Here is a 21,819-nt window from a genome sequence, read left to right on the forward strand (position 1 = left end):
GATGACAATTGAAATTCAAAACAAAAAAGTTCGCAAAGCAGTTATCCCTGCTGCTGGTTTAGGGACACGTTTCTTGCCTGCAACGAAGGCGATTGCTAAAGAAATGCTACCAATCGTTGACAAGCCAACGATTCAATTTATCGTGGAAGAAGCTTTAAAATCTGGTATTGAAGATATTTTGATCGTAACGGGCAAAGCTAAACGACCAATCGAAGACCACTTTGACTCAAATATCGAACTTGAGATGTCACTCAAAGAAAAAGGCAAGACGGAACTCCTCAAATTAGTCGAAGAAACGACTGACATTAACCTGCACTTCATCCGTCAAAGTCACCCGAAAGGCCTGGGGCATGCCGTTTTACAAGCTAAGGCATTCGTTGGTGATGAACCATTTGTTGTTATGTTAGGTGACGACTTGATGGAGTCTGAGGTGCCATTGACCAAACAACTCATCGATGACTACGAAAAAACGCATGCTTCTACCATTGCCGTGATGAAAGTCCCACATGAAGAAGTTGATAAATACGGTGTCATCGCACCTGAAGGCGAAGTTGAAAAAGGTTTGTATAATGTTGCAAACTTTGTCGAAAAACCTGCTATCGCAGACGCCCCTAGTGATTTAGCAATTATCGGTCGTTACCTCTTGACACCTGAGATTTTCGAGATTCTTGAAACACAAAAACCAGGTGCTGGTGATGAAATTCAGCTGACGGACGCCATTGAAACGCTCAATAAAACGCAACGTGTGTTTGCGCAAGAATTTACGGGCAAACGCTATGATGTCGGCGATAAATTTGGCTTTGTCGAAACAACGATTGAATATGGTCTCAATCACCCACAAATCAAAAACGCCCTTCATGACTATATCATCAAAAAGGGAAAAGAGCTTGAAAAAGCTAATAAACCCGCCACTGCAGCTAAAAAATAGGCAATAACAGAGTACTCAATTTCTGAGTGCTTTTTTGCTAAAAAAATATTTGGTAAATTTCAACAAAAACAAGGCATAAAATGATAAAATATAATAATGAAAACGTTTGAAAACGTCAAAAAATTACAGATGAAACCGCTTGACTTTTTAGTAATTCTAATTTTGATGATGGCAAGTTTTGCACCCTTTTTATTGCTAAGTAGCCGTACACAAGCACCAAGCAATTTCGCACAACTACGGGTTAATGGTAAAGTCATTAAGACTTTCAACTTGTCAAAAAACAGCAGCTATCGCTACAAAGCAAAAGATGGTGACATCAATGATATTGCGGTTAAAAATGGTAAAATCGGCATTGTCTATGCCAACTGTGATGATCAGATCTGCGTCAGAAAAGGATTTATTGACAAGGTTGGTCAGACCATTGTTTGCTTACCACACAAGCTCGTCATCGAAGTGATGACGTCAAGTAACAAACCAGAGGACAATAAAGATAATAAGGTGGTGGATTACGGATGACGCGCTTACATAGACAAGTCTACATCGCACTGTTGACAGCAACTGCAACGATTATCGGCATTGTCGAGAGTCTCTTTCCATCGCCGTTTGCCTTTGCACCTGGTGCTAAATTTGGTTTTGCCAATCTCGTTATCCTGATCGCCATTTTCACCCTCAAAAAATCAGAAGTCCTGACTTTGATGTGCCTGAAACTCTTGATAACAGCGCTTTTCACCGGTTTTTCTGTTTTTATGTATAGCGCTTCAGGCGGTCTTTTATCCCTGCTTGCCATGTATTTGGTCAAGCTTCTTGGACCTCGGTTGATTAGTCTGATTGGCATTTCTCTTGCGGGCGGGTTTTTCCACAATGTTGGTCAGCTCCTCATGGCTGCCTTTATTGCGCAGACTCCTGCTGTCCTCTTATATCTGCCTTGGCTAGCATTCTTTGGGCTTTTAGCAGGCTTTTTTATCGGCGTTGCTGGCAATTCGCTACTCTATAAAATCAAGCCAATCAGGCAACTCTTTAGCACAGAAAATAAAAATTGGATGACACACTCATGACCTTTTGGCACCCCTATCCTCAGCTTGAAAAAGAGCTGACCCAAGTACAAAAAATGATGACACAAGCCATCAAAGTAAAAAATCCTCAGACCCAAGCAGCGATTTTAGACATCCTAAACTCTGGCGGCAAGATGCTGCGACCTGCTTATTTATTGCTTTTTTCTGAGTTTACGAGCTTAGACCACGATAAAAAAGTAGCACTCGCAGCTTCTATCGAGCTTCTTCATACTGCGACTCTGATTCATGATGACGTGATTGATAAAGCAACCACACGCCGCGGCGTTCCTACCATTTCGCACCTTTATGGCAATGATGTCGCAGTCTATGCAGGCGACTATCTCTTTGTTGCGGTCTTTCGTCTCATGATTAAGCATGCGCTTGACCTCTCAAACCTTTCTCATCGGGTCAATGCCATGGAAAAATTGCTCAATGGTGAACTGGGTCAGATGAACCTACGTTTTAATACAGATCAGACCATTGATGACTATCTGGACAATATCTCAGGTAAAACGGCCGAACTTTTTGCCCAGTCTTGTGCTATCGCACCTTTTGCTGACGGGCAAAATCGCCTTGCAAAGTTAGCTTATGATATCGGCCTTGACATCGGGATTGCCTTTCAGATCATGGATGACTATCTTGACTATACGGCGGACGCAACAACCTTTGGTAAGCCAGTATTAGAAGATATTCGTCAGGGGATTTATTCAGCACCAGTTTTATTTGCCCTATCTGCTGATGCAAGCGTCGCTGAACTTTTGAAAAATCAAGACTTTGATGCGGTATTTGACATCATAAAATCGTCAGATGCCCTTATAAAAACGCATGACCTTGCACAAAGCTACACACAAAAGGCACTCAAAAATATCGCAAAACTGCCTGATAATCCCGCCAAATCTGATATTCGTCAGATTACGCAACAACTCCTAGAAAGACAGCTATGACACCAGAAGACTTTTACAGCACACTAGAAACCTTCAACATCACCCTATCAGAATACCAAAAACAGCAATTTGAAACGTATTTCAACTTTTTGGTCACTGAAAATGAAAAAATCAATCTGACAGCCATCACCGAAAAAAATGATGTCTATCTCAAACATTTTTATGACTCAGTTGCGCCGATTTTATATGATTTAGTACCCAATCAGCCCATTAGACTGCTTGATATTGGGGCTGGGGCTGGCTTTCCTAGCTTTCCGATGAAAATCATTTTCCCTGAGCTCAACATCACAATTATCGACTCGCTTAACAAGCGCATCAAATTTTTGGCGGCACTTTCAGAAAAGCTTGGTTTTTCGTCTGATAGTATTAACTTACTACATGGTCGGGCAGAAGATTTGGGTCAAAATCCGAGTTACAGAGGGCAGTTTGATCTCGTTACGGCTCGCGCCGTGGCGCGCCTCAATGTGTTAAGTGAGCTGACATTGCCATTTTTAAAAAAAGACGGTAGCCTCATCTCGCTCAAGGCCAGTCAAATGCTGGATGAAATCGCTGAAAGTAAGCAAGCAATCGCAGTTCTTGGCGGCAAACTTACTGAAACGCGGGATTATACGCTACCAAACGGTGATGAGCGTCATCTGGTTGTCATCGAAAAGAAAAAAGAAACGCCTAAAAAATACCCGCGCCAAGCTGGCACACCAAATAAAAAACCACTATAATCTAAAAAGCCTGTCATTTTGAAAATTGACAGGCTTTTTTTAATCTTCACGCCTCAATAGTTTCAAAACTACCTCATCTATCAACTGTTCCAAAAACGTGGTCGTAATCTCATGTTTATTCACGATGATCTCATAGCGCACCAGCTCAAACGGAATCAGCTTAGCATAGTCGGACACTTCTAAAACATCCTCACCGCGCGCTTGTGCGTTCTCAATAATCTTGTTCATGATCGCAAGATTGCCTGTTTTTACCGCAAGAATCTGCTTTTCAATCACGGGATTTCCTTTTGAAATCTCGATTGTCATGGCCTGCATGAGCTCACGCCCTAAGATCTGCGATGATTGTAAAAAACGGTTGAAAACCAGCAACAAATCGCCACGCATACTCCCCGTATCAATCAAAATATCGCTAAATACACCAAGCGCATCTGTAACCTCGGCAAGCTTAGCAGTCATCAATAACTCAAACGGACTATTAAATCGCCTGTAAAGCACCGTCCTGCTCGTTTTTGCCTGTTTAGCAATCGCAGAAAACGTTGCTTGCTCAATACCTTTTGTGGCTAGAATATCACGCGCTGCTCTGAAAATTTCTTCTTCTAGCGCTTCTCCACGCTTTCTGGTACTTGTCATCACTGATCCTCATTTCATTTTTAAAATTTTAAGAAACATACTGTACTTTATACTTGCATTATATCAAATTTTGGTCTATAATAACATTATCAAAGTTTAAGGTACACGTTGTATCTAAAGGAGCCTATTATGTCTAAACCTCAAAAATCTACTGAACAGATTCCAAAATCTGTCATCAATACTGCCTGGATCCTTGTGATTGGCGCCATTATGCCCATGCTTGATTCTACTATGGTCAACATTTCCATCGAAAAACTCAATCAAGACTTTGCAACAAGTCTGTCAACAATTCAGTGGGTCATCACAGGATTTGTCCTGACAACGGCGATTGCCGTGCCAATTGCAGGCTGGCTGGTCCAAAAATACAACGGTAAACGCATCTTTCTCTATGCTGAGATTTTATTTATGGTAAGCTCGCTCTTATCTGGTCTAGCTTGGAATGTTGAGAGCTTGATCGCCTTTCGACTCATTCAAGGATTTGCCTCAGGCTTGATTGTCACGCTCATCACGACCTTGCTTGTTGAGGTTGCTGGTGCCGAGTTCATGGGTAGGATCATGGCGATTGTAGGTGTCCCTATTGTTCTTGGTCCGATTTTAGGACCTGTCATCGGTGGTTTTATCGTACAGTCACTCACTTGGCGCTATATTTTCTTTATCAATCTACCATTTGGTTTGATTGCGGTCTACCTGATTATCAAAAAATTGCCTGATTTTGTCCCAACTCAGCCAGATAGCAAGCTTGATTTTATTGGGATTAGTCTTTTGGGCCTGAGCTCATCTGCTATTATTTACGGGATTTCTGCAGGAAGTACACAGTCCAGCTTTTTCAATACGTCAACTGTCAGCTTTGTCGGGATTGGTCTTGCCTTATTGCTTACTTATGTCATTTATGCCAGTCGTGTTGGAAAAAAAGCGATTTTGCCACTGACCTTGTTCAAGTCTAAGAGTTTTACAGGTATCTCCATCGGTCTGTTTTTAACGGGCATTGCGACCAACGGCCCTATGATGCTACTGCCCCTTTTCTTTCAAAATGTTCGTGGTTTTAGCGTAATCAATGCAGCACTCATCATGATTCCTCAGGGCGTCGGGATGCTCCTTGCACGACCTACTATCGGAAAATTAGTCGATAAGATTGGCGCGAGAGTTGTGGTTCTGACGAGTCTTGCCATCACAGTAATCGGTACGCTGCCATTTCTATTTTTTGACAAATCATCAAACCTTGTTCTGATCGGTGTCTTTTTACTTATCCGAGGTGCCGGTATTGGTGGGATTTCTATTCCAATGATGGCGGATGCCTACACAGGTCTTGAAAAGTCTGAAATCGCACAGGCAAGCGTCGGTACACGTATTGTTCAAAACCTTGGTGGCTCATTTGGCTCTGCTGTCCTTGCAACCGTGGTTTCAAGCTCAATGAGCGGTCAGAAGCCTAGCGTACCACTTCTGACGACTGCCTATCAAAACGGCTTTCTCGTTGCTTTGATTGTCAGTCTTGTTATCATCTTACCAAGTTTTCTTCTGACCAATAAAATCAAGAAATCAGCTGATTAAGCAAACGTATGCTGTCTGAAATCTGCGCTAGCTGACTTTCTGACAACTCTGAAAAAAGTGTGTTCATCTTATCTGAACGCGCTTTTTCTATACGCTCAAAAATCGCCTGACCGGACTTGGTCAGAGACAGCTCACGCACCCGCTTATCCTGCCGACTTGGACGCGTCCCAATCAAACTAAGCCCCTCAAACTTCGCAATCTGACGGCTGACAGACGAATGATCCCGTCCGAGTTGTTCGGCCAATTGTCCAACCGTAAGGCTCGGTTGCATCCCAACCCGCACAATGACTGGTAAAAGATGCTTATCTTTTTTAGGGTCAATGCCTGCTAGCTTTAGCAAGTCAGCATCATTTTCAGGAGCGTTTAGAAAATTAACCAAATGAAACAGATTTTCAAAAATATCATTCTTCATATTCATACTTGACATTATACCATATTAGCGGTAAGATAATAAACATAATAAGTGCAAAATGCACGCAAAATGAAAGAAGATACTAATGACAAACATTTTATTGATTTTAGACCACCCTTACACCGCTACATCTTGGGAGAACATCCCACACGAACGAAGCTATAGTGCAAAAATCACACATGACATCAGCAATAAGGCACGCTCACTTGGCAATACCATTGACCTGATAGACTTGCATGCGGATCACTTTAACCCCGTCATGAGCAAAGCTGAGCTACAAACTTGGCGCGTGCGCGGTGAGGGTGATGCGCAGGTCAAAGACTACCAAAATCGGATCAAAAACGCAGACGAAATCTGGTTTATCATGCCCATGTGGTGGGAACTCATGCCTGCCATGACCAAAGGCTTCATTGACCGCGTCTTTACCAAACAATTTTTACTTGGCGACCAGTCACAAGACGGCAAACGCCAAGTCCAACTCAAAAAACTACAAACCGTCCACCTTGTCACTGTCCAAGGCACACCAAAATTCGCCTATCGCCTTCTTTATAAAAATGCTATAACAAACGCCCTGTTTAAAGGCACCTTTAGAAAAATGGGATTCAGAGGCAAACTCAAATGGCATGTCATTAACGGCGATGCGAGCGATATCAAACGTGAGAAAAGTCTGGGAAAACTGTTGAAATTTGTGAAATAACGATAAAAACCCCTTGCTAGTGTTTGGACTAGCAAGGGATTTTTATCCTCCAAATAAATCAGAATGACTGCCTGTGTCAATGAATTTGATATTGCTATCAACTCAAATTTCCTTACCCATCAAATCCTTCTTAGCAATCTCACGTTTTCGCATGGCACCAAATAGACCGCCACCACTTTCACGTTTATAGGCTTCTGATTTGCTGTCAAATAGTTTTTTTACAAGGCGATTGAGTTCTACCTGTTCGTCAGGGGTTAAGCTGTCGAAAAATTGACCATAAAACTCTTCGTCGTGCTGTGTGAGTTGACTTGCAAAATCACGACCGGATTCTGTCAGGCTCACTAGCGTAATCCGTTTATCTGCGGCGTCTTTCGTTTTACTAATGAGCAATTTTTTTTCTAGTTTACTCACAAGTTCTGACGCAGATTGCTGACGAATTTCTAGTTTTTCAGCGATTTCACCTGTTGTTTTTGGCATATTGCTTTCATATAGAAATTGCAGGACACGAACTTGCGCATTATTTTGTGCACCACGTTTGCCTCCTGCTCCACCTGGTGGTGCTTGACGGATAAATCTAAGCAGTTTTCCCAGATTTTCGTACAATTCTTTTGCAATCATGTTTGCTCCTCCATTGGCAACAGGCATATGGTTTCAATCTCTCATTTTATTATATCAAAATCAGATGGTTTTGCTGTATTTGAGTGTTGTGAGTGGCGCGAAAATCGCTACGATAATCACGCTAAACAGGAGAAATGACCAGAAATTTGAGTTGATTGTGCCGTTATTTAGCAGATCGCGAAGCGCTGTAATAAAGTGAGAAACGGGGTTCACATTGACAAAACTTTGCAGGAATTTTGGCAAGGTTTTAACAGGTATGAAGGCGTTTGACAGGAAACTCAGGAGCATGGTAATAGTCATGGAAATCCCTGTAATCGCACCTGAACTTTTGACGACTTGACCGACATAGGCGAAAATCCAGCTCAGTGACCAGCTAAAGAGGACTGCAAGGAGAATGGCAAGCGCCACGTAAATTGGGCTACCACCAATCTTCCAGCCTAAAATGAGGCCTGTCACCATGACAATGACTGTCGCGATGAAATAACGGACGATATCAGCAACCAAGGGGCCAGCAAGGGGTGCAATGCGAGCGATGGGCAGGGATTTGAATCGATCGAAAACGCCCTTTTCGATATCTTCACGCATGGATACACCGGTCGCCGAGGTAGCTGTCAAAAGTGTTTGCACTAAAACCCCTGGAATCAAAGTCGGTAGATAAGCTTTCATATCACCTGCGATAGCTCCGCCAAACAAAAAGGCAAACATGAGCGTGAATAACACGGGCGTGAACGTCACGTCGAACAACTTTTCAGGATTGTGGTAGATTTTGAGTAGGCTGCGTTTAGCAAAAGTAAAGGTATCTTTAAGCGCTTTGACAACGCTATTTTGTGGTGTAATTTGTGTGTTGATGGTATCCATGATTTTTGGCTCCTTATTTACTAGTATCTTCTGTCAGTGCAAAGAACACATCGTCAAGTGTTGGTTTTTGCATTGAAAACTCTTTGATGGCGAGCTTTTCTTGACCTGCTCTGACGAAAAAATCTGAGATTTGCTTGGTATCTTTGACAGGAACTTGAATCTCGTGCTTGTCATCACTATCAATGACTGCCTCGTCAATCTGATCAAAAATTTCCGCCATCAGCACCTGCGCACGTTGGCTTACCGCACGATCAGCAAATGAAATCACGAATTTCAGATCACCAACTTCACGTTTGAGCTCGTCAGGCGTGCCCTCGATTACAAGCTTACCATTGTCAATCAAAGCGATATGATCAGCTAGCTGGTCAGCTTCTTCCAAATACTGCGTGGTCAATAAGACCGTCGTGCCTTCTGCAATCATGTTGCGGATAACGTCCCACATCTGCTCGCGTGTGCGCGGATCAAGACCAGTCGTTGGTTCATCAAGAAAGACCAGATCAGGATTTGAAATCAGACTGACTGCAAGGTCAAGCCTGCGACGCATACCACCTGAGAAGTTTTTGAGCTGCTTATAACGCGCTTCGTAAAGCGTAAAATCTTTCAGCAACTGTGTGGCTTTTTCAACGCCTTGTTTTTTGCTGAGACCATTTAGGCTGGTGAAAATCATGAGATTTTCCCAGGCTGTCAGATCCTCATCAACTGATGCGTATTGACCAGTCAAGCCAATATGGCGGCGGACTTCTGCTGCATCTTTGATGGCATCGTGACCGAAAATCTCGATTGTGCCACCGTCAGCTTTTAGTAGCGTCGCCATCATGCGAACTGTCGTTGTTTTACCCGCACCATTTGGCCCTAGGATTGCGAAAACCTCTCCTTTTTTAATGGTCAGATCGACCTTGTCAACAGCTGTTTTCCCTTTAAAAATCTTGGTCAGCCCTTTGACGTGGATTGCAATATCTACGTTTGTTGTTGTCATTTGAAATCTCTTTTCATTTTTATTCCTGCTTCATTTGAACAGGTACCTTATAAAAATGATTATACAGGCACCTGATTAGTTTGTCAAGAGAAAACTTTTATTTTTGCAACAAAAAAAGCTCACCTAAGTATGTGAGCCTTCGTTTTTTATTTGTGAGTTCAGTCGTTATACCCATTCGGATGGTTTTGGTGCCATGTCCAAGCATTTTGGATAATGTCAGCAAGCTTTTCAGTTGGTGACCATTTTAAAACGCTTTGTGCTTTGCTACTATCAGCAACAAGCGCATCCGGATCACCCAGACGGCGTGGACCAATCTCTGACGGAATCGCATGACCTGTTACTTGACGCGCTGTTTCAAGCACTTGCAAGTTAGAATAACCGGTTTTCGTTCCAAGGTTGAAAGCGTCAGATTGACCGCCAGCCTTCAAGTACTCGAGCGCCTTGATATGGGCATCGATCAAGTCCGTCATGCCAATGTAATCACGCACACAAGTGCCATCAGCAGTCCGATAGTCATCGCCGTAAATCATGATTTTTTCACGTTGACCAAGCGCCACTTGTAAAATGATCGGAATCAAATGTGTTTCATTTTTATGTGCTTCACCGATAGAACCATCGTGTTTCGCACCTGCAACGTTAAAATAACGCAGCGCCACATAAGTCATATCAGTCGCACTTGACTGCCATTTCATCATTTTTTCCATGATGAGCTTACTTTCACCATAAGGATTGATCGGATTTTGTGGCGTTGTTTCAGTGATTGGGCTTTCTTCTGGAATCCCAAAAGTCGCAGCCGTTGATGAAAAGACAATGTGTTTAACGTCAAAATCGTTCATGACTTCGAGCAATGTAATCGCACCACCGACATTGTTTTCAAAGTACATGAGTGGTTTTTCCATCGATTCGCCGACCAAAGAATAGGCACAAAAGTGCATGACGCCTTCGATGTTTTTTTCCTGCGTGAAAACATCACTCAAAAAGGCTTTATCGCGAATATCACCTTCATAAAAACGCGCCTTGTCAGCAACTGCTGCGCGGTGCCCAGTTGATAAATTATCAACAACTGCCACATCATAGCCACGCGCTAAAAATTCATCAACTGCGTGACTCCCCACATAGCCCGCACCGCCTAAGATTAAAACTGTCATTTTACACTCCTAATAATTATTTGTCTATATTATACCATAAAAACTCGGAAAAATTAATGACGAAAATGACGTGCACCTGTAAAGACCATGGCGATACCGTTTTTATTAGCCTCATCAATGGCGTCTTGGTCGCGCACTGAGCCGCCAGGTTGGATGATGGCTTTAATGCCTGCTTTTGCGATTTCTTCGACATTATCAGCAAATGGGAAAAAGGCGTCAGACGCAAGAACCGCTCCGTCAAGGCGATCAGCAGCCTGCTCAATTGCAATCTTAACGGAACCAACACGGTTGGTCTGACCAGGGCCTACACCAAGTGTCTGATGGTCATTTGTGATGATAATCCCGTTTGACTTAACATACTTGACCGAACGCCATGCAAAATCGAGCGCTTTAATCTCAGTTTCTGTCGGCTGACGTTTTGTCACAATCTCCCAATCAGATACAAGTTCCAAACTTGTGTCTTGATTTTGGACAAGAAGGCCACCCAAAACACCCGTAAATTCTTTTTGCAGTTCTGACGCTTTTTGTTGGTCAAAATCAAGCTGTAAAATACGCAAATTTTTCTTTTTCGTCGTCAGAATCTTAAGCGCCTCGTCAGAATAGCTTGGCGCAATGATAATCTCAAGGAAAATGGCGTGCATTTTTTCAGCAGTCGCCGCATCCACCTCACGATTGAGCACGATAATGCCACCGAAAATAGAGACAGGATCTGACGCATAAGCATAGTCCCAGGCTTGCTCAATTGTTTCAGCGCTCCCGATACCACAAGGATTCATATGTTTCAAAGCAACAACAGTCGGCGCTGAAAAGTCACGGATAATGCGGATCGCCGCATCTGCATCACGGATATTGTTAAATGACAGTTCTTTACCATTGAGCTGTTTAGCCTGTGCAATCGAGTAATCTGTCGGAATGATAGCTTCATAAAAGTCAGCATCTTGTTGCGGATTTTCACCATAACGCATGGGCTGTTTGAGGTCATAAGTCAGCGTGAGTTTTTCTGGCTTTTGTACGCCAACTTGCGCCGTGAAATAGTCTGCAATCAAAGCGTCGTAAGCTGCCGTGTGGCGGAAAACCTTGGCTGCGAGTTTCTGACGGCTTTCATAAGTCGTATCACCAGTTTCAGCAAGCTCGCTCAAAACGCCTTCATAGTCGGACGGATCCACAACAACTGTCACACTAGCGTGATTTTTCGCAGCAGAACGCAACATTGACGGCCCACCGATGTCAATATTTTCAACCGCATCAGCATAAGTCACATCAGGTTTTAAAATCGTTTCTTTAAATGGATAGAGGTTGACAACCACTAAATCAATCGGAAAAATATCATGTTCAGCCATGGCAGATACGTGCGTATCAAGGTCCCGACGTGCCAGAAGACCACCGTGAATCTTTGGATGCAGCGTCTTCACACGACCGTCCATCATCTCAGGAAAACCCGTCACATCATCGATTGCAATCGTTGCAACGCCAGCCGCATCAAGCGCTGTTTTTGTCCCGCCAGTTGAGATGATTTCCCAGCCCAGCTCACGCAATGTCTCTGCAAATGCTACAATGCCCGTTTTGTCACTCACACTAATCAAAGCTCGTCTTGTCACTTTAGTCTCCTATTTTCTGTAAAAAATTCTTTATAGCTCTATTTTACGGCTTTTTGCTTGGTTTTAATAGAAAAAAACGTATATCTACACGAGATATACGTTTAATGTTCGGAAAATCACTATTTTTCGGCAGACACACTCTGGAAAATCGCGACATCTTTTTCGGTCAGGCCGATCATAGGATCAATGGCTGAGCTATTTTCAGCAGTCAGGATATAATTTTCAGGTTCTAGTGGTCTTTCGTCAGCTGTAATGACAACGTCTTCGGCCTGCTTGCTACCATGTTCCGAAATAATCGTGTCAGCTGTTTCAGCTTCAACATCAGCATCTGCTATCACGCCAAAACGCTCGACAAGAAAGGTCTTGCGATTAGCGCCAAGTCTGGCAACTGCCGTCTGAAAACTATCAAGCTCGCCAAGCAAAATCAAGGATGACTTTGCGCGCGTAATCGCCGTATAAAGCAGATTGCGCTCAAGCATGCGATGGTAGCTTGCCACAAGCGGCACGATGACGCTCGGAAACTCGCTCCCTTGCGCCTTGTGGATACTCATAGCATAGGCGAGCGTGATCTTGTACCACTCGCCGCGCGGATAGATAACCTCATTACCATCAAAACTCATGACAATCTCGTCTTGCTTGGACTCGGTGTATTTGCCGGGCACCAAATCCGTAACCACACCAATATCGCCATTAAAAACGTCAAGCGACGCTTCATTGACCAGATGCAGCACCTTGTCGTTCTGGCGAAAAATCGTGTCCTGATAGAGAAACTCAGCCCGAGCCTCAAGCGGATTAAAAAGATTTTGCAGGATTTTATTGATCTGATTGATGCCTGCAGCACCTTTATACATGGGAATCAGCACCTGCAAGTCAAAAGGATCATTGCCACGTTTCAGCCAGGCACTAGCGATTTGGTTAATGTAGTTTGAAATATTTGACGCATTACTTTCGATATAAGAACGATCAGGCATCTTAGCTGTGAAGTCTTGCGGCAGCTGACCATTTTTGATGGCGTGTGCGAGATTGGTAATCGTTGACCCGGTGCCCTGACGAAAAATCTTATCTAGCTTGATTGTTGACCCTGAAAAATCAGGAATTTTCAGCAAGTCAGCGAAAACTTGCCCAGGCCCCACAGACGGTAGCTGATCAGCATCTCCTACTAAAATCACCTTCATCGACGGCGGAATTGCCGCAAACAATTTATTGGCAAGCCAGGTGTCAACCATAGAAAACTCATCTACGATCAAAAGCGTTCCAGAAAGTTCATTTGTCAGATCATCATCTAAGTCGTCAGAATTGATGCCGAGTTGTCTGTGAATCGTTGCGGCAGGTAGGCCTGTTAATTCATTCATTCGCCTTGCGGCACGCCCTGTCGGTGCGACTTGGACGATTGGAAAGATGTCATCTGTGTAGTTGTCAGGATTCAAATCTAGCTTATGTAACGCCGCATAGGCTCTGATGATCCCTTTGATAACAGTCGTTTTACCAGTCCCTGGACCGCCCGTCAGAATGAAAAACTGATGCGTCAGAGCCGTTTCAATCGCCTGCTTTTGTAGCGTGTCATAGCTGATGTCAAGCTCTGTTTCGACTTGCTGAATAATCTCATCAAACTGCGATGCGTCAAGCTTATCAGAAACACGCTTGTCTAGTTTTCGCAGACTTTGATAAATCCCGTCTTCAGCAAAATAAAGCGAATTTTCAAAAATCTTGGTCTCATCTGCTTGGACCTTTCCCTCTGACAACAGCACGTTCAGGTTTTCTACCACATGGTCGGCCAAAATCTCGACATTGCGCGATGACTCGAGCAATTCCGTCGTTTTTTCAAGCAAATCACGCGCTTCGATATAGGTGTCGCCTGTCTCAAGTGCCTGCGTCAGAACGGTGTGAATCAGCCCCGCCTGCACCCTCGCATCACTGCGCGCAGAAATACCCTCTTCTTCGGCAATCTTGTCCGCTTTTTTGAATCCGATACCCTTGATGTCAAAGACCAGCTGATAGGGATTTTCCTTGATAACATCAAGCGTTGTTTCTTTATAAAGATCATAAATCTGAAAATTTATCTTGCTCGGTAGCTCGTATTTGGCAAGTTTTGAGAGAATTTTTTCCATGCCGTGATTGTCAGCAAGCCGCTTAACAAATGCCTGCAGCTTATCAGCAGACAGAACGCCAGAAAGCTTGTCAGACTCATCTAAGATATGGTCAATCGTGTCCTCTGGAAAAATCGCAACGATTTTTTCCGCCGTTTTCTTGCCAATACCTGGAAAATGATCGCTTGATAAATACTTAACAAGTCCAGCGCCAGACGTCGGAACGTCTTTTTCGTAGGTTGAAATTTTCAGCTGCTCGCCGTATTTTGGATGGTTGGTCAACTCACCATAAAACTTATAACTATCACCCTCAACGACGTCACCCACCACACCATTTACAACAATTTCTGACTCAGAAAAATCAGCATTGGTATCTGTGATATCAAGCAAAATCACCTTATAAAAATTTGTCGGATTACTGAAAAAAATCGCCTCAATCGTCCCTGTAAAATAAAGTTTATCCGCCATGTTTTTCATTCCAATGTGTTAAGACATATTTTTCACCGTCATAGTCAACGACTGACAGGGTATTGTTATCAAGGCCAACACCACCAGGGCGCAATTCTTCAAATGGTGCCCCAGTCAGCATCTTGATTGTGCTAGATAAAAAAGCACCGTGACTCACAACAAGCACCTTGTCATAATGTTGTGTGCTCAAAAATGTGATAAAGTGGCTAAATCTGCGGTAGACGTCAGCGAGATTTTCAGCGCCATGCGGGTTCCCCCAGAACTGTTCTGGGTGATGTCTGAACGCCAGCATGTTTTCAGGATCTTTTTTGATAGCATCATCGATCAACATGCCTTCAAAATCACCTAAATTCCACTCAAAAAGCTCTGTTTTTTTGATGATTTCCTGCGGCTTATGATTGTGTTCTGACAGGATTTTTGCTGTATCAACCGCACGTTTTGACGGACTAGAAAAAATCGCATCAAAGGACATTTCAGAAAGATAGTCCCCGAGCTGCGCAATCTCAACCAGCGCCTCAGCTAATAACGGCGAATCTCCCGTCATCCCTTGCAACCGACGTTCTTGGTTCCACTGCGTCTTGCCATGGCGCACAAAATAAATTTTCATTTTAATTTGTCTTTCTCATAGGCATGAACCAGCTCTAAACCTTGGTAATGCTGCTGCCTCAAGCATTCGTAGATAATAATGGCAGCCGTATTTGACAGATTTAAGCTTCTGACGTGTTCATCATTCATCGGAATTCTAAGCGCTTTTTCTGCATTGTCACGCATAAACACCTCAGGCAGACCCGTATCCTCACGCCCGAAAAGAAAGTAATGATTCTCAGCATCAGCAGTGTAGAGGCCATCTTCTGAGTAATCATGTTCTGCGAATTTGGTAATGAGATGCAATTTTGCGTGCTGATCAGCATTGACAAAAGCCAAAAAAGCCGGCAAATCATCGTGATACGTAATCTCCACCTTATCCCAATAATCAAGCCCAGCCCGCTTGAGATGCTTGTCAGTAATCTCAAAGCCAAACGGCCGAATGAGATGCAGCTGCGTATTTGTCGCCGCACAAGTCCGCGCAATGTTGCCTGTATTAAAATGTATCCGTGGTTCAAAAAGTGCAATGTGGTTTGTCATAGTAGCTCAATTATACCAAATTTCTAGCTATTTTTCAGAAATCGGATGACAGGTTTTGGATCAAGTTCAAGGCGAGAGCAAGGAAGCACGCCTTGCGGCGGAGACCGAACGAACAACGCAGAGATTGAACAAAACTTTTTTTGTTTAAGTTCAAGGCGAGAGCGAGGAAGCACGCCTTCCGGCGGCGACCGAACGAACAACGCAGAAATTAAGCAAAAAAAAACTAGGGCACTCGGAGTTTATCTCAGCGAGCGCCCTAGTCGGTAGACGAGATTTGCTTTAATCATAACAGGTTTGATTGAAACAAATATCTTATAGTTTATAGATTATCAGATTTTTACATCTTTGTCAAGTATTTTATCGAACTAATCGCAACTTTATAGCCTTCTTTGAGTCAAAAAAATACACCAAGTCAGATACCTAAAAGATACAACTAACTTAGCACATTTTTATATTTAATTAAGCATTCAATTCTGCCAAAATACCTTTAATTTGGTCTTTTGTATGAACACCTGCGACTTGTTTGACTACTTCGCCATCTTTTTTGAAGAGCAATGTTGGGATACTCATGATGCCAAAAGATTGTGGTGTTGCTGGATTTTCATCTACATCCATCTTAACAATTTTGAGTTCGCTTTCGTCTAATTCTTCAGAAAGTTGGTCAAGAATTGGCGCTTGCATGCGGCAAGGACCACACCATGTTGCCCAGAAATCTACCAAGACAACACCATCTTTTGTTTCTTCTTGGAAAGTAGTATCAGTTACTTCAACTGCCATTGTAATCACCTCTATTAGTTTTAATAACTCTATTTTACCTAATTTTTTGTCATTTGTCGCCTATTTTGCACGAAAGTTGGATTATCCGTGAAAATGCCTGTAAATCACGGTTTATTTGCTGATTTTGACATGCAATTCTTCATCAAACTCAAGTGACGGATTTTCTTGCAGGTAGTCAATCAGCAAGTCCTGAATCGTGAGACCCGTGTCCTTGACAACTTCTGCTATCTTGTAGTCATTATACTCGCCACCACCAACTGCACGGTAGTTATTGAGCGCAACAGTAAATGTTTGGTCATCTGTGACTGCCTGACCTTGGTAGTTCAGACTGACAAGGCGCTCCCCAACAGGGTTTGACACCTTTATCTCATAGTCCAGACCATAGTAAAAGTCATAGTTATAGTGCTCTTTTTTGGGTACCAGCCAGTTTTCATTGATCACCATCTGATCATTTTCAAGCGCAAAATACTCCGCTGTTTTTTCAATGACGTGCTTGAGCTGTACGCCTGTCAAGCGCATGACAAATAAAGTATTGTCAAATGGATAGTTTCGCATGACATCACGCACTTTGACATTTTTGGGCAGCTCTAAGGTATTGTTATTCATACTCACGATTGAAATGTCTGCACCAGTGGCATTTTTTTGCACATGCGCTGTCAGCGCCAAAATTGCGTTACTAGTCTGTGCCAAGTCCAGATGACTTTGCGGTGCAACAGGATTCTCCAGAGTCACGATTGGGGCGTCAAGATAAGCCATGATCTCATTTTGCAAAGGTTGGATTTTCGCAAGAAGCTCAGGCTCGTTCAAAAGTTTCGGCGTACGCATCTCGCTTGTTATCGTAACATCGCCACTGTCAGCAAGGTCAATCTTGATTTCAAAATATTTCTGCGCCATATTTGGTGGCTGCAGCGTATAAGTTCCGTGAACATAGCGCCCTTCAATCGTCGCATGCTGATGCCCAGTCAAAAGCAGATCAAAATCTAGCATTTCTAACAGCTGGTAGCCGACATTTTCACCCGTTTCGCTCAATAATTCACCAGTTTCAAGATTGCGCTCAAAGCCACCGTGATAAATACCAATCAGCACATCAACCTGACCACGCAATTTATCAATCTCAGCTTGCATAGCTGGAAATACTGGCACAATATCAATAGTTGCAATATGTTCTGGCTTCTCCCAGACATTGACATAATCCGTCACAGCACCTATCAGACCGACTTTTATACCATTTTCAAGTGTTTTGATCTGCGCTGGAAATAGCTGTTCCCCTGTTTTTTTATCTAAAACATTGACCGCTGTGACTTGCGCCGTCAGATGTGACAAGTTTCCCGTCAGAAAGTCAAAACCATAGTTAAAGTCATGATTGCCAAGCGTAATATAGTCATAGCCACCCGCATTCATGACCGCAGCAATGCCATTGTCAGCATCATGCCGGTTCTGATAATAGTTGATAAACGGCGAGCCTTGGAAAATATCGCCACCGTCGATGACAAGGGTATTACCATCCTTATCATAGTCCTGAATCGCTTGCAAAAGCCCCATCGGCTTCGTATCGTCAGAGATATAGTCAGTTGGAAACAAATAACCATGCACATCACTCGTGTAATAAATCTTTAATTGCCGCATATCCTGCTTAACCTTATCCTTTCAGCAAATAACTGCGAATCCTGTCAGAAATCAGCTCAATCACCAAAATCAAGACAAATAAGCCAATCAGAATTGAACCAACTTGTGGCCATTTATAAGCATTCATGGCAAAAATCATCGGTGCGCCGATCCCACCTGCACCAACAAGCCCCAAAATAGAGGCGTCGCGCAGGTTCATATCAAGGCGATAAAGTAAGATTGACAAGAAGTCTGGCATGAGTTGTGGGATGATGCCAAAGCGAATCTTTTGGAAAGTCGTCGCCCCAGCCGCGTCCATGCTCTCGATGATTCCTGTGTCCAAATCTTCAATTGTTTCGATAAAGAGCTTTGAAATCATCCCAATCGAAATCAAACCCAAGGTTAGTGCGCCAGCAGATGCACCAGGACCCGTCACGCGAATGAACATCAGCCCATAAACAAAGGGTGGCACAGTGCGCACAGCCATGATAAATAAGCGCACGATATAGGCAATCCAGGCGGGCATGATACTTGTTGCCGATAAAAATGACAAAGGAACCGCGATAATAGCACCCACTAAAGTCCCCAAAATCGCAATCGCAATCGTTTGCAGAAGCAGATAACCGACACCTGTCGTATCAAGAGCAAAAAGAAATTTCAAATCTGGATGAAAAATACCAGAAAATATCTTGCCTGCAATCTTCACACCATTTTTAGACATACCTGACATATTCATGACCGTCATTGACCAGATAAAAATCGCTGCAATGATGATAAAAATCAGCAGATAGTAATGCCATTTGCGAGGTTGTTTGCCGTATTGTTCTTTTATTGCTGCGTTTATTGTTACATTCATCTAATTAACAGCCCCTTTCTAGGTTAATTTTTTACGGATGACTTGGCTAGTCAGCTCGATTATGATTACTGTCACAAGCAGCGCAAGCAAGATCATCCCAACACTTGTATAGTCTCGGTTATTGACACGATCATTTAAGATAATCCCGATACCTCCCGCACCAACATATCCCAAAATCGCAGCATAGCGGACATTTCCCTCAAAGTTAAAGAGCGTCGTTGACAGATAAATCGGTAGCACTTGTGGTACAATCGCAACCGTAAAGGCTTTAATTTTCGTTGCACCCATTGACTCCATGGCTTCAAACGCCCCCATATCAACAGTTTCGATCACTTCAAACATCTGTTTACCCATGTATGAAAATGAGAAAATGAAAATCGCAAGTGTTCCAGCAAATGTCCCCAAACCAAAGACATAGGTTGCAATCAGGGCCGTAACAAGCGTTGGCAAAGTCCGTAAAAACGTAAAAATAATCCGTACGACTTTATTGATCACCTGACTGTGCACGATATTGCTAGACGCCAAAATGGCAAATGGAATGGCCACAAGAGATCCCAAAATGGAGCCAATAAAACTCATTTTTATCGTATCAAGCAGCGGTTTCATGACCTTTGGCAGATAGCTCGTGTCGGGTGGCACCATGCGTTTTAGCATGTCAAAAAAGTTAGCGCCACGTTCAATAATCGCTGAAAATTGAAAATCCGTCAACTTCACTGAAAAAACTAACAAAAGCACAATTACCAGCCAAACAACTGGCAGACGACTCGCCTTTTCATAAACCACTTCACCCGAACTCAGCTCAAGTTTTTTAGGCTTAAAAATTTTATCATACATGACTAAGCCTCTTTCGTTTCTTTCTTATATACTTCGTCAAGAATGTCTTGCGTCACACTGCTAGAGGGACCATCAAACACGATTCTACCCTTTTTAACCGCGATAATCCGATCTGTATACTCAAGCGCAAGCTCCACATGGTGAATGTTGATTAGCACCGTTTTATTGAGCTCTTTATTAATCCGTTTGAAGTCATCCATGACCTCACGCGCAGTAACAGGGTCAAGTGCTGCAACAGGTTCATCCGCAAGGAGAATCTCAGCATCTTGCGCCAATGCACGCGCAAGCGACACACGCTGCTGTTGACCGCCAGAAAGCTGATCTGCACGGATATAAGCTTTATCCAAAATGCCAACACGATTAAGTGCATCCAAAGCTTTTAGTTTATCTTCTTTAGAAAAAATGCCAAAAAGCACCTTGATAAATGGCAGTTCAGGCACACGAGAGCTCAGCACGTTTCGAATCACTGACACCCGTGGCACAAGGTTATAAGATTGGAAAATCATGCCAACATTTTTACGAAAAGTCCGCAGATCCTTGCCTTTTAGTTTAGCAACATTTGTCTCGTTGACAATTAAAGTGCCTTCTGTGACAGTATTTAGACCATTTATCGTCCGAATCAAGGTTGATTTACCAGCACCCGACGTCCCGATAATGCCGATAAACTCGCCTTGTTCAATTTCAAGATTGACCTGATCTAGCCCACGTACCCCATTGGGATAAACTTTTGACACATTTTCAAATTTAATCATTTCGTTCATATTCCTTTAGTTGTACTTGTGTTAATACAAGAAAACAAACAGTCAACAAGATCGACTGTCTGTTTGCGTTGATTAGACAAGTATTATTTATTGTCTTGCATCAATTTTTCAGCTGCGAATTCTGCTTTATAGTCAGATTCTTTAGCATCTTTGTAGCCTTCGTGTGAGTAAACAGCGATGATTTTTTTACCTTCATCTGTTTTTGCAAGGTTTTTGATCGATGTTGCAAGCGCTTTTTTGAAGTCACTTGTCATGATTTTTGATTCTTTTGAAACCAAGATGGCATCATTGTAAATGGCTGGTGTAACACCAATAACGTTTGTTTCTGCCCAGATAGATTCTTTTTGACCGTATGTTGTTGTCCAAGCATCTGCAAAGTCACGACGTGCATCTGCATACATTGGCAAAACATCGATTTGACCTGAAGCAAGACGAGCTAGACCAGATCCGTAAGAGTCGATTGTGACAGTGTGCGTCAAATCAGTCACATTGTGCTTGAAGTTTTTGTTCAACCAAAGTGATGGATAGACATAACCTGCTGCAGATGTTGTTGAAGAAAGTCCCCAGTTAGCATCTTTGAGATCATCCCAAGTCAATTTTTCACCCGCATTGATCTTCTTAGCAAGTGCTTGACCTTTGGCAGAAGGACCTGTTACGAGGATTGAGCGGTAGCTTGTCACTTGTTTAGTCGTTGGTTCAGTGGGTTTGCCATCGTTCCAATCTTTTGCATTGCTGCTATCTTTGTTAAGACCAGCACGTGTCGCAGTCAAGATGACATCTGTGTCATCTTTGTACATCGCATAAGTTGAGCCTGGTACGCCGTAGCCGACATCAGCAGATCCTGAAGCCAATGCTTCACCGACAGCTTCAAAGTTAGTCCCAATTGTCACATCAACTTTTTTAACTGTGTAGCCTTGTTTTTTCAGCTCTGTTTTGAGAACTGATTCCAATGGCTTCGTAGCTGTTGTGATGTCATCAGGATTTTTTGACGGTACAAATGAGATTTTCAAATCATCAATTGTTTTGCTGTCAGATTTTGATGCGTCTGATTTGTTGCCACATGCAGCAAGTGCTGCAACACCAAATAAAGCGACACCAGTCGTTGCGAGAACACGTTTAAGTCCTTTTTTCATGAAAGTTTAATACCCCTTAATGTATTAGAATTTTTGTTACTTGTTCAT

The 21,819-nt window shown here is 43.0% G+C and carries 23 protein-coding genes; 7 read left to right on the plus strand and 16 right to left on the minus strand.

The annotated features are described in order from the left end of the window. Nucleotide 1: 1 nt before the first annotated feature. The 5 genes from galU (at nucleotide 2) to rsmG (ending at nucleotide 3,640) form a co-directional block, all read left to right on the plus strand. Complete coding sequence (galU, locus tag Hs20B_RS02485) at nucleotides 2-928, plus strand: UTP--glucose-1-phosphate uridylyltransferase GalU (protein WP_172355289.1); 927 nt, start codon at nucleotides 2-4, stop codon at nucleotides 926-928. A 96-nt stretch (nucleotides 929-1,024) separates the two neighbouring features. After that, nucleotides 1,025-1,444 carry a NusG domain II-containing protein gene (locus Hs20B_RS02490; RefSeq protein WP_172355291.1) on the plus strand — a complete coding sequence of 140 codons (420 nt, stop codon included), beginning with the start codon at nucleotides 1,025-1,027 and terminating at the stop codon, nucleotides 1,442-1,444. After that, on the plus strand, nucleotides 1,441-1,983 hold the full coding sequence (locus Hs20B_RS02495; RefSeq protein WP_172355293.1) for a Gx transporter family protein: 543 nt from the start codon (nucleotides 1,441-1,443) through the stop codon (nucleotides 1,981-1,983). The genes Hs20B_RS02490 and Hs20B_RS02495 overlap by 4 nt, the downstream gene beginning before the upstream one ends. Next, nucleotides 1,980-2,924 carry a polyprenyl synthetase family protein gene (locus Hs20B_RS02500; RefSeq protein ID WP_172355295.1) on the plus strand — a complete coding sequence of 315 codons (945 nt, stop codon included), beginning with the start codon at nucleotides 1,980-1,982 and terminating at the stop codon, nucleotides 2,922-2,924. The genes Hs20B_RS02495 and Hs20B_RS02500 overlap by 4 nt, the downstream gene beginning before the upstream one ends. Continuing rightward, nucleotides 2,921-3,640 carry a 16S rRNA (guanine(527)-N(7))-methyltransferase RsmG gene (gene rsmG, locus Hs20B_RS02505; RefSeq protein WP_172355297.1) on the plus strand — a complete coding sequence of 240 codons (720 nt, stop codon included), beginning with the start codon at nucleotides 2,921-2,923 and terminating at the stop codon, nucleotides 3,638-3,640. Before Hs20B_RS02500 ends, rsmG begins: the two co-directional genes overlap by 4 nt. A gap of 39 nt (nucleotides 3,641-3,679) precedes the next feature. On the opposite strand, the gene Hs20B_RS02510 is transcribed toward rsmG, so the two are convergent. Further along, nucleotides 3,680-4,270 (minus strand): TetR/AcrR family transcriptional regulator, encoded by a 591-nt coding sequence (locus Hs20B_RS02510; RefSeq protein WP_172355299.1) that lies wholly within the window; start codon nucleotides 4,268-4,270, stop codon nucleotides 3,680-3,682. Between the two features lie 129 nt (nucleotides 4,271-4,399). Here Hs20B_RS02510 and Hs20B_RS02515 point away from each other — a divergent pair, with 129 nt between their 5' ends. Next, the gene (locus tag Hs20B_RS02515) at nucleotides 4,400-5,818 is read left to right on the plus strand and encodes an MDR family MFS transporter (RefSeq protein WP_172355301.1); all 1,419 of its coding nucleotides are present in this window, start codon (nucleotides 4,400-4,402) and stop codon (nucleotides 5,816-5,818) included. On the opposite strand, the gene Hs20B_RS02520 is transcribed toward Hs20B_RS02515, so the two are convergent. Continuing rightward, the gene (locus Hs20B_RS02520; RefSeq protein WP_172355303.1) at nucleotides 5,799-6,236 is read right to left on the minus strand and encodes a MarR family winged helix-turn-helix transcriptional regulator; all 438 of its coding nucleotides are present in this window, start codon (nucleotides 6,234-6,236) and stop codon (nucleotides 5,799-5,801) included. The two genes, Hs20B_RS02515 and Hs20B_RS02520, sit on opposite strands and share 20 nt — an antisense overlap. A 79-nt stretch (nucleotides 6,237-6,315) precedes the next feature. Here Hs20B_RS02520 and Hs20B_RS02525 point away from each other — a divergent pair, with 79 nt between their 5' ends. After that, a complete protein-coding gene (locus Hs20B_RS02525; RefSeq protein WP_172355305.1) occupies nucleotides 6,316-6,927 on the plus strand; it encodes an NAD(P)H-dependent oxidoreductase in 612 nt (203 codons plus the stop codon). A 102-nt stretch (nucleotides 6,928-7,029) separates the two neighbouring features. On the opposite strand, the gene Hs20B_RS02530 is transcribed toward Hs20B_RS02525, so the two are convergent. The 14 genes from Hs20B_RS02530 to Hs20B_RS02595 form a co-directional block, all read right to left on the minus strand. Beyond that, entirely contained in the window at nucleotides 7,030-7,545 is a 516-nt protein-coding gene (locus Hs20B_RS02530; RefSeq protein ID WP_172355307.1) for a MarR family winged helix-turn-helix transcriptional regulator, read from the minus strand. A gap of 60 nt (nucleotides 7,546-7,605) precedes the next feature. Next, nucleotides 7,606-8,403: an ABC transporter permease gene (locus Hs20B_RS02535; protein ID WP_172355309.1), complete on the minus strand. Its 798-nt coding sequence runs from the start codon at nucleotides 8,401-8,403 to the stop codon at nucleotides 7,606-7,608. A 13-nt stretch (nucleotides 8,404-8,416) separates the two neighbouring features. Continuing rightward, nucleotides 8,417-9,379, minus strand: coding sequence for an ATP-binding cassette domain-containing protein (locus Hs20B_RS02540; protein WP_172355311.1), 963 nt, complete (start codon nucleotides 9,377-9,379; stop codon nucleotides 8,417-8,419). Nucleotides 9,380-9,537: 158 nt separating this feature from the next. Further along, nucleotides 9,538-10,527: a UDP-glucose 4-epimerase GalE gene (galE, locus tag Hs20B_RS02545; protein WP_172355313.1), complete on the minus strand. Its 990-nt coding sequence runs from the start codon at nucleotides 10,525-10,527 to the stop codon at nucleotides 9,538-9,540. A gap of 53 nt (nucleotides 10,528-10,580) precedes the next feature. Further along, a complete protein-coding gene (gene purH / locus Hs20B_RS02550; protein WP_172355315.1) occupies nucleotides 10,581-12,125 on the minus strand; it encodes a bifunctional phosphoribosylaminoimidazolecarboxamide formyltransferase/IMP cyclohydrolase in 1,545 nt (514 codons plus the stop codon). 119 nt (nucleotides 12,126-12,244) lie between these two features. Beyond that, nucleotides 12,245-14,680, minus strand: a complete 2,436-nt coding sequence (gene recD2, locus Hs20B_RS02555) for an SF1B family DNA helicase RecD2 (RefSeq protein WP_172355317.1) — start codon at nucleotides 14,678-14,680, stop codon at nucleotides 12,245-12,247. Beyond that, nucleotides 14,670-15,287: a histidine phosphatase family protein gene (locus tag Hs20B_RS02560; protein ID WP_172355319.1), complete on the minus strand. Its 618-nt coding sequence runs from the start codon at nucleotides 15,285-15,287 to the stop codon at nucleotides 14,670-14,672. Before Hs20B_RS02560 ends, recD2 begins: the two co-directional genes overlap by 11 nt. Further along, a complete protein-coding gene (locus tag Hs20B_RS02565; RefSeq protein WP_172355321.1) occupies nucleotides 15,284-15,805 on the minus strand; it encodes a tRNA (cytidine(34)-2'-O)-methyltransferase in 522 nt (173 codons plus the stop codon). The genes Hs20B_RS02560 and Hs20B_RS02565 overlap by 4 nt, the downstream gene beginning before the upstream one ends. Before the next feature lie 459 nt (nucleotides 15,806-16,264). Continuing rightward, nucleotides 16,265-16,582 carry a thioredoxin gene (gene trxA, locus Hs20B_RS02570; RefSeq protein ID WP_172355323.1) on the minus strand — a complete coding sequence of 106 codons (318 nt, stop codon included), beginning with the start codon at nucleotides 16,580-16,582 and terminating at the stop codon, nucleotides 16,265-16,267. Nucleotides 16,583-16,693: 111 nt separating this feature from the next. Beyond that, the gene (locus Hs20B_RS02575; RefSeq protein ID WP_172355325.1) at nucleotides 16,694-18,208 is read right to left on the minus strand and encodes a bifunctional metallophosphatase/5'-nucleotidase; all 1,515 of its coding nucleotides are present in this window, start codon (nucleotides 18,206-18,208) and stop codon (nucleotides 16,694-16,696) included. A gap of 13 nt (nucleotides 18,209-18,221) precedes the next feature. Beyond that, nucleotides 18,222-19,031: a phosphonate ABC transporter, permease protein PhnE gene (gene phnE / locus Hs20B_RS02580; protein WP_172355799.1), complete on the minus strand. Its 810-nt coding sequence runs from the start codon at nucleotides 19,029-19,031 to the stop codon at nucleotides 18,222-18,224. A 30-nt stretch (nucleotides 19,032-19,061) separates the two neighbouring features. Next, on the minus strand, nucleotides 19,062-19,877 hold the full coding sequence (gene phnE / locus Hs20B_RS02585) for a phosphonate ABC transporter, permease protein PhnE (protein WP_172355327.1): 816 nt from the start codon (nucleotides 19,875-19,877) through the stop codon (nucleotides 19,062-19,064). Between the two features lie 2 nt (nucleotides 19,878-19,879). Continuing rightward, on the minus strand, nucleotides 19,880-20,629 hold the full coding sequence (gene phnC / locus Hs20B_RS02590) for a phosphonate ABC transporter ATP-binding protein (RefSeq protein WP_172355329.1): 750 nt from the start codon (nucleotides 20,627-20,629) through the stop codon (nucleotides 19,880-19,882). Between the two features lie 92 nt (nucleotides 20,630-20,721). Further along, entirely contained in the window at nucleotides 20,722-21,771 is a 1,050-nt protein-coding gene (locus Hs20B_RS02595; RefSeq protein ID WP_172355331.1) for a phosphate/phosphite/phosphonate ABC transporter substrate-binding protein, read from the minus strand. Between the last annotated feature and the right edge of the window lie 48 nt (nucleotides 21,772-21,819).

Source organism: Pseudolactococcus insecticola (assembly GCF_011170065.1).
GTDB lineage: Bacteria > Bacillota > Bacilli > Lactobacillales > Streptococcaceae > Pseudolactococcus > Pseudolactococcus insecticola.